Genomic DNA, 15,932 nt, shown 5'->3' with positions numbered 1-15,932 from the left:
ATGGAATTGATTATTGATTCATCAAATATTGAACAAATTAAAGAATTAAACGATTTATTAACAATTACTGGAGTTACGACAAATCCTACAATCTTAACAAAATCAGGAAGAGAAGCTATGGATGTTGTAAAAGATTTATGTGATGTGTTGAGTGAAGATCAATTGTTGTTTATTCAAACCGTACAAACATCTTTTGAAGGAATTATGGAAGAGGCAAAAATGATTTCTTCCATTCGTAATAAAAATATGTATGTGAAGATTCCGGTTACACACGAAGGTTTAAGAGCTATCAAGGAATGTAAAAAATTAGGTATTCACACATTGGCTACAGCTATCTATACAGCAGATCAAGCTTTCTTGGCAGCTATGAATGGAGCCGAATACTTAGCACCTTATACAAATCGTATGTGTAATTATGGTGATGGTGTACAAGATGTGAAAGACTTGATTGAAATGTTGAGAGTGAATCATATGCCTGCAAAAGTGATTGCGGCAAGCTTTAAAAACACATATCAAGTACATGATTTGATCAAGGCAGGAATTCAAGCTGTGACAGTTCCTTGTGATGTTTTATATCAAATGATCGATCATCCAGGAACAAAGATTGCGGTTGGTGAATTTAGTGTAAATTGGCAAAAAGCTTATAATCGTAACACATTGGAAAAGTAGAGAAATCTACTTTTTTTCTTTTTGAAAATATTAGCACTTAAGTGTTGACAGTGCCAAAAAGAGTGTTATACTATCATTAGCAATCATAAATAGTGAGTGCTAAGTACAAGGAGGTGCTTATTTATGAATATCGAACAAATGTCAGAGCGTTTACAGAAAATTTTAATGGATGCGATCAATTCGGCTAAATCCAACCAACATCCTAGTGTAGATACAGTGGATATGTTGGAAACGATTTTTAAGGATGATGTATTGGATGGTTTGTTTGAGCGTATTGGCTTAGATAAGGCTCGTGCCTTACAAATGGTTCAACAAGAATCAAGTCGTGTCGCAAAGAGCTCGACAAGTAATATAAATTTATCAAATGAAGTCCAAAAATCGTTTGAGGATGCGCAAAACTGGGCAAGTCAACATGATGAGACTTATTTATCCGTTGCGAGTGTATTTTTAGCATTATTATTTAATCGTTCTTATATTTCAAAAGAATTGGTAAGAACTTTTAATTTAAATAAGGATGCTTGTTACAAGGCTGAATTAGAGCGTCGTAATGGAAAGAAATTTGATACACCAAATTCTGAAGAGAATGTAGAAGCTTTAAAGAAATATGGTCGTGATCTAGTACAAGATGTGCGTGATGGTAAGATCGATCCTATCATTGGTCGTGATGATGAGATTCGTCGTGTGATGCAGATTTTATCACGTAAGACAAAGAACAACCCCGTCTTGATTGGTGAGCCAGGTGTTGGTAAAACAGCTGTTGTTGAAGGTATTGCTTGGCGTATTATGAAGGGCGATGTACCTGAGTCTTTGAAAGAGAAAAGATTGATTGAATTGGATATGGGATCTTTGATTGCGGGTGCTAAGTATCGTGGTGAATTTGAAGAGCGTTTAAAATCCATCTTGGATGAAGTGAAAAAATCGGATGGACAGATCATCTTATTTATTGATGAAATTCATAACTTGGTTGGTGCAGGAAAAACTGAGGGCAGTATGGATGCAGCTAACTTATTAAAGCCTATGTTAGCTCGTGGTGAACTACATTGTATTGGTGCAACAACATTTAATGAATATCGTAAGTATATTGAAAAGGATGCAGCTTTAGAGCGTCGTTTCCAAAAAGTACAGGTTGCTCAACCAAGTGTTGAAGATACAATTAGTATTTTGCGAGGATTAAAAGATCGTTTTGAAAGTTATCATGGTGTGCGTATTTTGGATGAAGCATTGATTGCGGCTGCCACAATGTCTGATCGTTATATCACTGATCGTTTCTTGCCAGATAAAGCGATTGATTTGGTGGATGAGGCTTGTGCTACATTGAAAGTTGAAATGGAGAGTATGCCTCAAGAATTAGACGAATTGCAGCGTAAGATCTTGCAGCTTCAAATTGAAAAGACTTCGCTTCAAAAAGAAGAAGATAAAAGAGCGGTTGAACGTCGAGAAGAAATTGAAAGTGAATTGGCTTCTTTACAATCAAAACGTGACGAGATGCATTCTAAGTGGGAAGATGAAAAACGTGGTTTGGCCAATGAAAAAGAAGATAAACAACGTTTGGAGAAGGCTCGTTTAGATTTGGAACAAGCTCGTAATGAAGCTCGTTATGAAGATGCGGCTAAACTTCAATATGGAACCATTCCAGAATTAGAGGCTCGTATTCAAAAAGAGCAGACGAACCAAAAAGAAGATGCTTTGATTCAAGAAACGGTAAACGAGGAATTGATTGCGAAAATCGTTTCAAGATGGACGGGTGTTGAAGTAACGCGTTTGGTTGCGAGTGAAAGAGAAAAATTATTGAATTTGAAATCAGAACTTGAAAAACGTGTAGTTGGTCAAGATGAAGCTCTAGAACTTGTCACAGATGCGATCTTGCGTTCAAAAGCACAGATTCAAGATGAGAATCGTCCAATTGGATCTTTCATGTTCTTAGGTCCTACAGGTGTCGGTAAAACTGAAGTTGCCAAGGCTTTGGCAGAACAGTTATTTGATGATGAAAGACACATAGTCCGTATTGATATGAGTGAATATATGGAAAAACACAGTGTGGCACGTTTAATTGGTGCCCCTCCAGGATATGTTGGATATGATGAAGGTGGTCAATTGACAGAGGCAGTTCGTCGTAATCCATATAGTATTGTCTTATTTGATGAAATTGAAAAGGCACATCCAGATGTATTCAATGTATTGCTTCAAATCTTGGATGATGGTCGTATTACCGATTCGAAAGGTGTGACTGTTGATTTTAAGAATACAATTATTATCTTAACATCAAACTTAGGTAGTCAATATGCCTTTGAATCTGGGGATATCCATGAAAAATATATGGAAGAAGTAAAGCGTCATTTTAAACCAGAATTTATTAATCGTATCGATGAAATTATTGTGTTTAACGCATTAGATGATTCTGCATTTATTAAGATTGCCCATAAATTTGTTGGTTTACTACAAAAACGATTGGCAGAGCGTGACATTACATTACATGTAAGTGATGCCGTGTATAATCAGATTGCCAAAATGGGTGTTGATCCTGTGTATGGTGCTCGTCCTATGAAGCGTTATATTCAAAGAAATCTTGAAACACAGATTGCCAAGGAAATGATCAAGACTGGCGCTATGCAAGGGGATGTAATCCATGTAGATTGCCAAAATGGCGAGTATACATTTGATATTCAAGGAAGATAGTGAATTATCTTCCTTTCTTTTTGCGTTTAGAGGTATAATAGAGAAAGGAAGTGATGTTTATGTCTTTAAAAGAATGGATTCAAGAAAGTAATAATATTGTATTTTTTGGTGGTGCTGGCGTGTCTACAGAAAGTAACATTCCAGATTTTCGTAGTGACAATGGATTATATAAAAAGAAGTATCCATATCCTGCAGAAATTATGTTGTCTCATAGTTTTTATGTAAGTCATCCAAAAGAATTTTTTGATTTTTATTTTAACCAAATGATTTATTTAGATGCCAAACCAAATAAGGCGCATCTTGCCCTATCAAAATTGGAGCAGATGGGTAAATTAAAGGCAATTGTTACACAGAATATTGATGGTTTACATCAACTTGCGGGTTCTAAAAATGTATATGAGCTTCATGGAAGTGTATTAAGAAATACATGTACTCATTGTCAAACTAAGTATTCTTTAGAAGATATGATGAAATATAGGGATAGTGATGGTATTCCTAGATGTCCAAAATGTGGTGCCATTATTAAACCGGATGTTGTATTGTATGAAGAAGGTTTGGATGAATATACTTTGTATTCAGCCGTTCATGCGATTGAACAGGCAGATCTTTTAATTGTAGGTGGAACAAGTTTAGTCGTATATCCTGCAGCTGGTTTGATCAATTATTTCCATGGTAAACATTTGGTGTTAATTAATAGAGATAGTACAAATATGGATTCAAAGGCAGATTTAGTGATCCATGATTCGATTGGTAAAGTTTTAGATGATTCACTATGTGAAGTTTATGTGAAATAAACACTAAACTTGAAATTTAGACACAAATCAACTAAAATTTTATCATGTCAGAAAAAAACAAGAGATCTTTTATCTGTGATGGAATCTATAACATAAATCGAACAATGCAGCTTGATCCTGCAGCACATTCTAAATGGGAAGTGTTTTGGCTATATCCGCATATCAAAGCGATTGGCCTGCATCGTATTGCCCATTGGTTTTGGGTACACAATCATACATTTATTGCCCGTTGGGTAAGTAATCGAGCTAGACATTGGACGGGGATTGAAATTCATCCTGGTGCTGTGATTGGTCGTGGATTGATGATTGATCATGGTATGGGCGTTGTGATTGGTGAGACGGCAATTATTGGTGATGATTGTCAGCTTTATCATGGTGTTACACTTGGTGGAACAGGAAAGCAACATGTAAAAAGACATCCTACTTTAGAGGATGGTGTATATATTGGTTGTGGTGCCAAATGTTTAGGAAATATCACTTTAAAAAAGGGCTGTCGAGTAGGGGCCAATGCGGTACTTTTAAAAGATGTACCTGAAGGGGCTACAGCCGTAGGTATTCCTGCAAAAATTATAGAGAAGAAATAGGTGGTTATATGTGGAAATATCGTTGTAAATCCCATTTAATAGCGATGAGCGTCGCTTTTGTGGTTGGTTTAGCCTTGAGTGCAGTTGTATTTTCAAGTGGAGTGGATTTAAATTCAGATATGTTTTCAAATGCTTTAAGTCAAGCTCCAGGAGTAAATACGCAAGCATTGAATCAGGTTTTGGCTTATCTACAAAATAATATGTGGATTTTATATCTTGGAGATGCCCTATTGATTTCGGGAATTATAAACATTATATATATTGGTCAATATGTAACAGCTCGTTTTAATATCAGTCCATGGATCGTAATGTGTTTAATATTTTTCTTACCAGAATATATGATTTATATTGGAACTCTACTTGTGATTCCAGCCTTTATTGTATGTATTTATGGAATGTTGTCTTTGCGTTCGAGTATTTCTAAAGAGCGTAGAGAATTTAATTTTTCAAGTGATGATGAATTGGTTCGTATGTATAAGATCCATCATAATTTAGATGAGTCTTATAAAGAACTTGCGAAAACATGTCGCAAAAATGTTCGTAAATTAAATGGAATCTATGCCTTAGGTATTGTTGCCTTATTGGTGATTTTAATTTTGATCAATAATATGTTGCTTCTTGCGGTATTGTTGATGTTCTATTTATTTGCGTTTAACCTTGTTTTAAGATATCGCGCGGTATCTCTTCTTCCAATCACTAGATTATTATATGAAGATTGCAACCCAGAAGCTTGTGCAAGTGCTATTATTTACTATTGTACAAATTCAAAAGGACATACACGATTAAAACAACATATATTACTTGCGCAATGCTTGATCTATTTAAATGATCCAGAATTAGCTCAAGATGTATTGATCTCTTATCCTAGAAAGGATGCTGCAAGTTCTTTACAATATTGGTCGTTGATGTCTTATATTGATTATATGTTAAAAGATGAAGATGGATTATCACGTTGTAAAGAAGAAGCACAAAATATTCGCCTACATTATGGACGTGCGGGTGTCATGATTCAAAGTGAAGAAATGGCAGCCATTGAAAATAAGATTCATTTAATGGATGGAGATTTAAATACATGTAAAAAATATTACCTACAAGGACTTCAAAGGGCAACTTTTCCATTTCAACAAGTGGATTCATGTTACTACATCGCTTTAATTTCCTTTGTGGAAGAAGATTATAAATTGGCTCGTTTGTATTTTGAAAAGGTTCTTGAGATTGGTAATCGCATGTACTTTGTAGAGAAAGCTAAGAACTATTTAGCTAAGATTGATAAGATCTATCCTGAACCAGCCAATGATGAAGTAGAATCGTTGTAGTAAAAGAAAAATAGATTTCACAAAAGCCTGTGATATGGCCAAACATAAATGTGAACACAAAGCTCAATCCGATGTTGATGAAGAACAGGATTGAGTTTTTATTTAGATTTACAGGAATATAGAAAAACCATTCCATAATAAATGAAGCGACAAATAGGATGGATAGCCATACGTGTAGATCTTTTAAAAGCGTAATATCCTTATAAGGAATTGAACATGAAAGAATCATGCCTATACAAATTAGAGCATGATTTTTTTTGTTGTATTTCACATCATATTTTTCCCAGATTTTCTTTGAATAATAATAAAAGCCAAAGGCCGAACTTAGTGCCCATAAAAATAAATAGATAGGATGATGTAATTGATTTCCAATATAAGTTTGATTATCGTAAAATACATCGATCCAGAAAAAAGGAAGAATATTGAGTATGGTTTGGATTAAATAAACGTGAATATAAGTTAAAGATTTCATCATTGTTTCATTTTAGACAAAAAAGTGCGAAAAATCAAAAAAATAATGAAAGTTTTCTCGAAAAACCTCTTTTAAAAACGTTTAAGAATATGGAGGTGATGAAATGAGTGAATGGATAGAACAAGATAAAAAGGATGAAAACCACTTGTATGTTCATTTAAAAGATCCAAGTTTATTAGATCTATCCATCTTTGATCGCATGTCGAATGATGATTTTTGTCTTCCTTGTATGCTCACAAATGAAAAAAGTGCATCCATTGTCTATGCGACTGAAGGCTATATTCCTTTACATGATTTTTTGAGTCAATATGTGTTTGAAAATGAAGAAGGATATATTTTCTTGCATCAGCTTTTTGAACAAGCTATCGCATCCAATCGAAATAAACCTGTTCTATTTGATCCGGACTATGTATTTGTTTCTGGATTTGGAGATCGTTTTGCGTTTGTGGTTGTTCCTATACAAATATCGAATTGGATGTTTCAAAAAGATATGTCTGAAAAATGGGTCGAGTATATCGCAAAGACAATGCAGACGACAACCGCATTTGAAATCCCTGGTTTTTTATTGAAGTTTTTAAAAAGTGCAGAGTTTAGTTTGCCCAATCTTGTCTTAGGACTTGATAATATTCGAACATTGTACTACCCAAAGAAATTTTCCTTCTTCAAACATAAGCGTATGCAGACATTTAAAGTCAAAGAACCTATACAAGCTTTTCATAGAGATCAACCTGTTGAATCTGTTTCGGAAGATAAAACACAGCTTTTACAAGTTCAAGTTCGTTTTTCAGCTTGTTTACTCATTGATCATGATACGTACGCATTGTCAAATGAAATTAATTTAGTGGGAAGAGCGATGATTTGCGATGTTAGACTTCAAGATGTAAGTGTTTCTTTAAAACATGCCAAGATCATTTGTGAAAATGACAGGTATTATATTCAAGATTTAAAGAGTACGAACAAAACGTATTTAAATGGAAAAGAAGTCAAACGAAAGATGCGTTTAAAAAATGGAATGAAAGTACGATTTGGTGATGTTGAATGTGAATTTAAAGAATAATCGATATCAGATCTTAGATTCTTACAATTCAAATGTATATCGAATTCAAGATGAACTAAGTGCATGTATTTATATCTTAAAAATGTGTCAAAACTATGAAACAAAGCGATATAAACATCAATTTAGAACCGAAATCGATGTGCTTTCAAAATTGAATTCGATCCTTGCGCCTAGTTTAGTAACGTGTTTTGAAGATGAGATGGGACAATATTTTGTCGAAACCTATATTCCGGGAATCAATGCCAAACAATTTATGAAGCAATACAAAGGCATAATTAAAAGGTATCGCTTGTTGTGGGATGTGTTGATTGTTTTACAAGCATTGCATGAGATTGGCTATCTCTATATTGATTTGAAATTAGAGAATATTATCTATTATCAAAATCGTTTTTATTTAATTGATTTTAATGCGTGTATCGAAAATCATTCACGAGTGGCAATTATGGCATCTAGATCCAATTGTGCCCCCGAATTAATGAATCTCAACGAAAAAGATGTTCGTTGTGATATCTATGCGCTGGGATCTTTAGTACATGAGCTCTTTGGATTTTGGATGATGCCCATCGTATATTTATGTCATCGAAAACAAGAAAAAAGAATATCGCGTTTATCTACGTTTAAGACAATGATTCTTTTACATATACTCATTCACATCTTGGTTGTACTTTCTATATGTATTCTGTCTGTCTTCTTAATTTTAAAAAGTACAAGTCCAAAAAATGTGTTTGATGCCTATTACTATCATCATAATATTGCCTTATTTGAAAAGGCATATCATGAATCTGATCAAAAAGATCGTTTATATACATGGATTTTAAATGACTGGATCTTAGATGATGTATACCAAAATGAACAAGCATCCATATTTTTGATGAAGGAGGCGATATCTACTAATGATGCGACATTGATTCAATATGTATATGATCATGTGTCTTTAAAAAAGGATTCTGAAATAGAAGCTTTTGTGATGATGTATTTAAAACCGAATGCCAATCGTGTGAATCGTTGTATGACTTTGGCAAAAGAAAACAACATGTTATTAAAGGATAAGCTGGATATATATAATCAGTGTCTACAAATCGCAATTCATGAAGAGTTTAAGATTTCATTGATACCTGTGAATACTTGGTTAGAGAGCGTGGATGAATCACAACTGTTGAAGTATACAAAAGAATTTGAAGATTTAGGATGTAATTACTTAGAATATTTACTTTTATTACGAAATAAGGAGGGTGAAATCATGGAAGTACCTGTGGTATTTATTGATCATTTAAAAAGTAATCGGTGGAATGAAATCTACGAATTTTGGAGGAGTTTATGATCTGGATGCAAGATGTAGCTTATACAGACTATATATATTGGCAGGAAACAAATTCATTTATCAATGGTGTAGCTTCATCGAGTCAAAATATTGAATTGTTTTTTGATGAAAAAGTAGACCTGGATTCAAGTTTAGTTATTTATGATGGAAAACAAGTGGATCTAAGTCAAGAACATACGTATATTGATGTTCAAAAAGAAGGTGTTACACAACTTGTTTATATATTAAAAGATGTAGATGGCTATGCCTTAGATCAAGGTGAAAAGTCAATTCTTTTAGATACAACCATTCCGGATGTGGTAGTTAAGGCAAAAGATCATAATATTATGGATGTTTTGCCTTTAGAAAATAAAGAAACTATACATGTTGAAATCTTAGAAGAAAATATAGAGAGTATAGAAGTTTATTTAGATGATGAGAAATTGGATTGTGAAGGCAAAGAATTTGATTTAGATGTGACAAATCAAAATCATATATTAAGAATTCTTTGTAGAGATGTTGCGGGTAATGAGGTAGAACGAAAAATTGATATATTGCCAATTGTTTTTCCTGAATGCGAGTTAAAGGAAACGTTATATACAAAAGAGAATAAGATGGATCTAAAGTTTGATGGAATTTGTGAAACACCATTTTACTTGAAGGTATATTGTGATGAAAATTTCTGTTATTCGCTAGATTTAGAAAATCTAGATTCAATAACGGTTGATTTTACTTCAAATGGAACGTATACATTTGTTCTAGAACATAAGGAATATCCTCAAATCAAAAAAGCGTTAGAGGGATCGATTGTATATTCCAATATTCAGCCTATCATCACTTTACAGCCATCAAGTAAAGTTTCAAATGAAGATGTGCTTGTAGGCTTGAATTGGTATGTTCCATATATAAAGAAAGCGTATGTGGATGTGGAACTAGATGGCATCAAAGATCGTCACCCGTTTAATGAAGAGATTTGTTTAAAGGCTGTAGAAAATAAAGATTTATTCTATAAAATCTTTGCGTATGCCATGGATGCCTTTGGAAATGAGGTTACGGATATGGTTATTGTACGAATTGATAAGAGGGCTCCATCAACAAGTTTGTATCTCAATAATGAACAGGTGTTGGATAAAAAAATAATTAAGAAATCACCTAAGTTTGATTTTTTGAAGGATGACAATAGCGCAAATATGCGTGTTGAATATTACATAAATGGGGTCTTGATGGATATGGATCTTGAAAAAGTATTCAATCGTATGCTTAAAAATGATGTGTTAAAAGTGAAAACGTACACGACAGATGCATTGTCAAATCTTGAAATAAAAGAATATGAATTTGTGTTTAGTCCAGATAAGAAAATAGAAATGGTTTCGAAAAGTGAACAGATCTTGCGTAGTGATCAAGTGGCAACATTTGAACGAATATGGAGTGTAAATGAAAAGAATGAATTGGTCTTAGAAAAAAATACGAAAGTACTAACTTCAAAATTGAAACCGAAGATTCATTATGTGCGCAAAAAGAATAAAGTACAAATCTATTCTGAAGATCAGATTGAATCTTGTTTGGTGAATGGAAAGAAGGTTGAGATTTCAAAAGATGTATTAGGACATGATTTTGTGGAAATATCATTAAGAAAATCAAAAACGACCATTGAAGTCAAAGCTAAAAATGATACGGGTGTTACTACGATAAAAAAATCAGAAGTCAAAAAACAAGCCATAAAGAAAACATTTATGTACAAGCTTTGGATATGGATCAAGCGATTCTTTAAATTATGATCAAGTTATGGATATATACAAAGAATTATTGTGAGTGGTTTGATGTAGATTCTATTCATGAATATGAAGGTTTTCGGTTTGAGAAAAGGACAAATGGAATTTGTATTTTTTACAAACAAAATAAAAAAGTATTACGCTTCAATGAATCTTGTATTTTGGATCATACAACTTTCGTTCTTGATGAAAAACAAAGTACACAATGTCATTTTCCAATAGCGAATTCTATTCAAGTGGGAAGAAGCGATTTATGCGATGTTTCGTTGTGTGTAAGTGGAGTATCAAGGCTTCATTTTAAAATTGAAAAGGATGTATTGACAGATTTAGATAGTTTAAATGGTACATATGTGAATTCAAAGCGTGTACATTCAACTCAGTTAAGTATTCAGGATGAAATCGTGATTGCGAATATCCGTATGATTTATTTTAAAAAGTATCTACTTATAGATATGGTAGATAATCCTTTTGAAAATAAGGATCTAACAATGAAAGAGTTAGTGTTCTATCCATCGAATTTAAATGTTCGATTACCAACTCTACAAAAGTGGGATATACAGATGCCTCAAATCCATCGTGTAGTTTGTAAGCAGAGTCTTTTTAGTGCCATTGGTCCATCGTGTATGATCGCAAGTTCTGGTTTTATTTCTTCGATTCTGATTGGATATCTTCAAAAACAAAGAGTGGATACACTACTTACAAGTATGATCAGTTCACTGACAATGGCTACAACTTTTATGATTTATGGTTTATATAATCGAAACTATCAATATAAATTGAGTGTAAAAGAAAATCAGAAAAGTTTAGATATGTACGATATGTATTTAAAACGAATGTATGAAAAAGAAGATTTAGTGAAGCATGATTTTGAAAAGAAAGTGAATGTATATATTCAAAAGTATGTAGATACTTTTAAACATGAAACAAAGGATGTTGTTTATGTGGGGTGTACAAAATCAAAGTGGTGTGATATTTCGTATCGTGAAGTATCTTACGAATATGCATTAAATGATTTGATTCAAAAAAGAGAGCAATTGATCGAATCTTTAAATACCAAAATACTCCAACCTATATTCTTAAAAAAAGGCGAAGTGTGTTGGATCATGGGGAATATTGAGGATAGTTTGGTTTTGTTTGAAAACTATTTGTGGTATTCAAATTCGATGCGTAAGTGGTTGTGGCTTCAAGGCTTTGATGAAATAAGAGATGTTTTATTGAATCCATTTTGTATAGTAAATGAAAAGTCGAATTCAGAAGTGATTGTGGTGACGACGGATGTAAAGTGTTTACCCAAAGCGTATTATTGTTTGATTTATATGGGAAAGAAAGAACCATCCTTCCATTATGACTATTGTATTCAAAATATATGTATTTCCAATATAAATAAGGATCAGAAAAGATATCTTTTAAAATCACAAAATATGGATTTCTATCAACAGTTGATTGAGAATGGGCCAATTCGAAAAGAGCGGTATATGATGAAGGTTCCCGTTGGAATGAGTGATTCCAATCAAATCGTGTATATGGATTTTCATACATATGGATCTCACGGATTGGTTGCGGGGATGACGGGTTTTGGCAAAAGTGAATTTATAAGTTTCTTACTAATGATGATGATTTGGCATAATACTCCAAGTCAATTTCAATATATATTAATTGATTTTAAAGGTGGCGCTTTTGGACAGCCGTTTTATGAATTTGCGCATTGTGCAGGAATCGTCACAAATCTGGATATACAATCGATGGAACGTTTCTTTATGAGTATGAATTATGAACTTGAAAAAAGGCAACGTTTATTTTTAGAAGCCAAAGTATCGGATATCAATGCCTATAATGAAACGCATACGCTTTCACATTTATGGATATTTGTGGATGAATTTGCGCAATTAAAGCTTCGCTTTCCGCAATTCATGTCACAACTTCAAGAAATTGCACGTATTGGAAGATCTTTAGGGATACATTTAGTTCTGAGTACGCAAAAACCTCTGGGAGTGATTGATGATCAAGTTATGTCAAATACAAGTTGGAAGGCATGTTTTCATGTGAATAATGTGCAGGATAGTCGTGAGATTCTACAAAACGAAAAGGCTTATACTTTAAAGAATCCGGGGGATATGATTCTACAAACTAAAAATGAGAGTTTGGAATGTAGAAGTTTTTATCTACAAAAATATGTCGATGAAAGATCATGGTGTGAAATCAATGAGCGAAAAGAAGTTATCCAATCTAAAAAACATGTAAGTAAACGTGTTGTGGATGTCCTAAAAGAAAAAGTCAATGTGTTAAAGGAAGAAAGATCATGGGTATTATTGCCAAAGAATGTTTCTAAAGATGTTTTTGGAGTTTTAGATCTTCCTTTTATACAAAAGCAGTATGAGCTTGTGTTTGATCATTTACAGCTTGTATATACGAAGAGTATGGATATTGTATATAGTTTAATACATTATTTTAAAGATGAAACCATTTATGTGTATGGAACGAATGTATTAAATGATTATGTGGATTTTAGCTTTTTTAAGTCTAGGTGTTTTCATCAGATTCAAAGTGGAGTTTGTATTATTTTTGAAGATGAAAATCTTGATTTATCTTTATTGAATGAAAATGTGTATGCGTTTGTCTTTACAGATCATGAAAATTCTCGATTAAAATGGATTCAAAATAAGTATGTGTTTGATGTGGAGAGTTTAGATGATAAAAGAATATATTTTGACACCTACCATTTGCCTTCTTATCTAAACATGACATGTTACGAAAATGCATATGTAGAATGTATTTATAATCGAGTATTAGAAGATAAGCTTGAAAGAAGAGAGTGTAGATCATTTTCTTATCAAAAAGAACGAAATTGTATTGGTTTCGAAAGTGAAAGTGATCGTCCTGTATTTATTGATGAGAAAAGAAAGCTTTATATTTTGTATATGCATGAAGAATATAAGGATAGAGTTTATCCGATATGTGAAAATCTTTCGCATCTTAAGATCAGTTCTAAATTAGATTCTAATAGTGATGTATATGTTGTTTGTGTAGATTTTAAATTATTGACAAATGAAGTGTTTCAAAAAGCGTTATACCAGGCGCAAGTAGTATGGATTGGCTATGGATTGAAAGAATATGGATATACACTAAGGCGTAAGCTTCCTTATGAAAGCTTTGACTGTGTGTTTTTTAAAGATCAAAATGAAGGGATTGGAATTCATGAATGAGATAGGTATATATCTTTCTTTTGATCGAAGAATGATTTTTGTTTCTGAATCGTATCGAGTACAAGATTTTTTTGATGAGTTTTTAGCGTATGAAGTACGATATGTGTTTAATGTTACAGTTATGTGTTTTTTGGATTTGAATAAAACATTTAAAGAGAATCATATTGCGCATTGCGATATGTTGATTTATGGGAGGTAAGTAATGAAAATTTCAGTGGATTATTCAGAAGTATATCAAGCAAGTGTCTATGTAAAAAACAAAGCGGATAGCTATAATGATCTAATTCAAAATTTATATAAGAGAGTAGAGCAGATGCAAAGTATTTGGCAAGGTGTGGATCATTTAGCGTTTCAAAATCAGTTAGAAGAATTTAGACCCAGTCTAAATGAAATGTATCAAGTAATTTTAGAATATAGTAATGTTTTAAAACAAACAGCTTCGGTTTATGAACAGCTTCAACAAGATCGTGTTCAGCAAGCTAAATTATTATTGTAGGAGGAATGATTATGGCACAAATTCAAATATCAAGTGAAGATGTAATGGCATATTCTAAGCAGGTGGATGCGTATGCCAATGAGATAAAAACTGTATTTAATGAAATTGAATCTAAGATGTATTATGTGGAATCGATTTGGCAGTCTCCAGCATCTAAATATTTTATGGAACAGTTTCAAACATTAAATCCTGCCATGATGTCGTATTTGGAAACATTAACGCGTTTTTCTACATATTTACATCAAACCGCAAATCTATATCAGGAAAACGAACAAAATTTGATGCATCATGAATGAGATACAATTCTATAATGTATTGTCAAATGATTTAAACTCTCTTTTGAATCAAACAAAAAATGTAGTATCGAGTGAAGAATTTGTCTATGTAAATCAAAAGGTATCGCGAATTCAATATTTGATTCAGATACAGAAACAGGAAATTTTAAATCGTGAAAGCCGATAGTTTTTCTTGTAAAAATTTAAGTGTCCAATTTAATTCGCTCGCATCAAGAAGTATTGTTTTTCAGGATCCTGTATTAAAAGAAAGGCAGAATCGTATCGCAAAAGAAATTATGGATATTTCGAATTACTTATCGAAAAGTGCAAGTTTAATTGAGACTACGGAAAACAAACAAATGTTGTTTCAGCCTGGCAAACATAATTTTACTAAGTATGTAAATTTGAATTTGGTTTCGCAACTTACGAAACAAAGTCGCTATTCTTATGGTTCAATCAAATATACAGCATCTTTAAAGGAATGGAATAAAAACTATACAAGGGATTATTTTCATATTGGAGCCAATGCGACTATATTAGATGGAGAAATCAAATCGAGCATCAGTGCTCGATTATGGAAAAACAAAAAATTTGATCCGAGGATTGTATTACAAGGTGAAGCGAATGCGGCATTATTCTCATCAACAGTGAATGCGCGTGTTGGTAATTCTAAAGTATATGCGAGTGCTCGTGCAACTGGACAAGTTGGTGTGGCGTATGCGAATTGTAAGGCTGTATTTTCTAAAAAAGAACAGTCTTTTGAGGCGGGTGTTGGAGTAGCGGCATTAAGAGGAGAAACGCGTTGTGTTTTAAATATTCTTGGTGCAAAAGTAACTTTAACGGCACAAGGAAGTGTTGGAAGTGCTGAGGCAAACTTTTCATATCATTTTTCAAATAGAGAGTGGGAAATCGGATCGAAGCTTGGCTTTATTGCGGGGCTGGGCTTTAAGATCAATGTGAGTTATTAAAGGAGGTTAAATGAAAGACTTATTACCAATTGGAAGTGTAGTGACTTTAAAAGAGGGAACTAAAAAATTAATGATCATTGGGCGTCTTCAACAAAATGTAAGGACAAAGAAAGTGTATGATTATGCAGGATGTCTATGGCCAGAAGGCTATATGGATAAGGATAGTTGTTACGTATTTGATCATGAAGATATTGATTGTCTTTACTATATTGGATTGCAGGATATAGAAGAGTTCAATTTTCGTTTTGAATTAGATAAAATGATGAAAAAAATGAGGGGCTGTAACGAGTAAGTGAATTTTATCGCTTATGGAGTTCAGCTCCTCTCTTTTTGTTTTATAGCTTGTAATT

16 protein-coding genes are annotated in these 15,932 nt (G+C 33.0%); 15 read left to right on the top strand and 1 reads right to left on the bottom strand.

Annotated elements, in window-relative coordinates; genetic code table 11:
* The 5 genes from Q0E86_RS07650 (at position 1) to Q0E86_RS07630 (ending at position 6,039) form a co-directional block, all read left to right on the top strand.
* The gene (locus tag Q0E86_RS07650; RefSeq protein ID WP_295755841.1) at positions 1–669 is read left to right on the top strand and encodes a transaldolase family protein; all 669 of its coding nucleotides are present in this window, start codon (positions 1–3) and stop codon (positions 667–669) included.
* A 123-nt stretch (positions 670–792) separates the two neighbouring features.
* Positions 793–3,345 carry an ATP-dependent Clp protease ATP-binding subunit gene (locus tag Q0E86_RS07645; protein ID WP_295755839.1) on the top strand — a complete coding sequence of 851 codons (2,553 nt, stop codon included), beginning with the start codon at positions 793–795 and terminating at the stop codon, positions 3,343–3,345.
* Between the two features lie 53 nt (positions 3,346–3,398).
* On the top strand, positions 3,399–4,139 hold the full coding sequence (locus Q0E86_RS07640; RefSeq protein WP_295755882.1) for an NAD-dependent protein deacylase: 741 nt from the start codon (positions 3,399–3,401) through the stop codon (positions 4,137–4,139).
* Positions 4,140–4,183: 44 nt separating this feature from the next.
* A complete protein-coding gene (gene epsC / locus Q0E86_RS07635; RefSeq protein WP_295755837.1) occupies positions 4,184–4,723 on the top strand; it encodes a serine O-acetyltransferase EpsC in 540 nt (179 codons plus the stop codon).
* 8 nt (positions 4,724–4,731) lie between these two features.
* Complete coding sequence (locus tag Q0E86_RS07630) at positions 4,732–6,039, top strand: hypothetical protein (RefSeq protein ID WP_295755835.1); 1,308 nt, start codon at positions 4,732–4,734, stop codon at positions 6,037–6,039.
* On the opposite strand, the gene Q0E86_RS07625 is transcribed toward Q0E86_RS07630, so the two are convergent.
* Positions 5,984–6,514 carry a hypothetical protein gene (locus Q0E86_RS07625; RefSeq protein ID WP_295755834.1) on the bottom strand — a complete coding sequence of 177 codons (531 nt, stop codon included), beginning with the start codon at positions 6,512–6,514 and terminating at the stop codon, positions 5,984–5,986. The two genes, Q0E86_RS07630 and Q0E86_RS07625, sit on opposite strands and share 56 nt — an antisense overlap.
* A gap of 100 nt (positions 6,515–6,614) precedes the next feature.
* On the opposite strand from Q0E86_RS07625, the gene Q0E86_RS07620 reads away from it, so the two are divergent.
* The 10 genes from Q0E86_RS07620 to Q0E86_RS07575 are packed head-to-tail and all read left to right on the top strand — an operon-like array spanning position 6,615 to position 15,874.
* A complete protein-coding gene (locus Q0E86_RS07620; protein WP_295755832.1) occupies positions 6,615–7,568 on the top strand; it encodes an FHA domain-containing protein in 954 nt (317 codons plus the stop codon).
* Positions 7,552–8,889 carry a protein kinase domain-containing protein gene (locus Q0E86_RS07615; protein WP_295755830.1) on the top strand — a complete coding sequence of 446 codons (1,338 nt, stop codon included), beginning with the start codon at positions 7,552–7,554 and terminating at the stop codon, positions 8,887–8,889. The genes Q0E86_RS07620 and Q0E86_RS07615 overlap by 17 nt, the downstream gene beginning before the upstream one ends.
* A complete protein-coding gene (locus Q0E86_RS07610) occupies positions 8,886–10,646 on the top strand; it encodes a hypothetical protein (RefSeq protein ID WP_295755828.1) in 1,761 nt (586 codons plus the stop codon). The genes Q0E86_RS07615 and Q0E86_RS07610 overlap by 4 nt, the downstream gene beginning before the upstream one ends.
* Entirely contained in the window at positions 10,643–13,843 is a 3,201-nt protein-coding gene (locus Q0E86_RS07605) for an FtsK/SpoIIIE domain-containing protein (protein ID WP_295755826.1), read from the top strand. The genes Q0E86_RS07610 and Q0E86_RS07605 overlap by 4 nt, the downstream gene beginning before the upstream one ends.
* Positions 13,836–14,042, top strand: a complete 207-nt coding sequence (locus Q0E86_RS07600) for a hypothetical protein (protein ID WP_295755824.1) — start codon at positions 13,836–13,838, stop codon at positions 14,040–14,042. The genes Q0E86_RS07605 and Q0E86_RS07600 overlap by 8 nt, the downstream gene beginning before the upstream one ends.
* A 3-nt stretch (positions 14,043–14,045) precedes the next feature.
* Positions 14,046–14,339 (top strand): WXG100 family type VII secretion target, encoded by a 294-nt coding sequence (locus Q0E86_RS07595; protein ID WP_295755823.1) that lies wholly within the window; start codon positions 14,046–14,048, stop codon positions 14,337–14,339.
* A gap of 11 nt (positions 14,340–14,350) precedes the next feature.
* On the top strand, positions 14,351–14,635 hold the full coding sequence (locus tag Q0E86_RS07590) for a WXG100 family type VII secretion target (RefSeq protein ID WP_295755821.1): 285 nt from the start codon (positions 14,351–14,353) through the stop codon (positions 14,633–14,635).
* On the top strand, positions 14,628–14,801 hold the full coding sequence (locus Q0E86_RS07585) for a hypothetical protein (protein ID WP_295755820.1): 174 nt from the start codon (positions 14,628–14,630) through the stop codon (positions 14,799–14,801). Before Q0E86_RS07590 ends, Q0E86_RS07585 begins: the two co-directional genes overlap by 8 nt.
* The gene (locus Q0E86_RS07580) at positions 14,788–15,582 is read left to right on the top strand and encodes a hypothetical protein (protein WP_295755819.1); all 795 of its coding nucleotides are present in this window, start codon (positions 14,788–14,790) and stop codon (positions 15,580–15,582) included. The genes Q0E86_RS07585 and Q0E86_RS07580 overlap by 14 nt, the downstream gene beginning before the upstream one ends.
* Positions 15,583–15,592: 10 nt before the next feature.
* A complete protein-coding gene (locus Q0E86_RS07575) occupies positions 15,593–15,874 on the top strand; it encodes a DUF4176 domain-containing protein (protein WP_295755817.1) in 282 nt (93 codons plus the stop codon).
* Positions 15,875–15,932: the final 58 nt, after the last annotated feature.

The sequence above is a fragment of the uncultured Holdemanella sp. genome, from assembly GCF_934754935.1.
GTDB lineage: Bacteria > Bacillota_I > Bacilli_A > Erysipelotrichales > Erysipelotrichaceae > Holdemanella.
The sequence above is the reverse complement of the archived record's forward strand: the minus strand, read 5'-3'. Positions and strand labels throughout refer to the sequence as shown.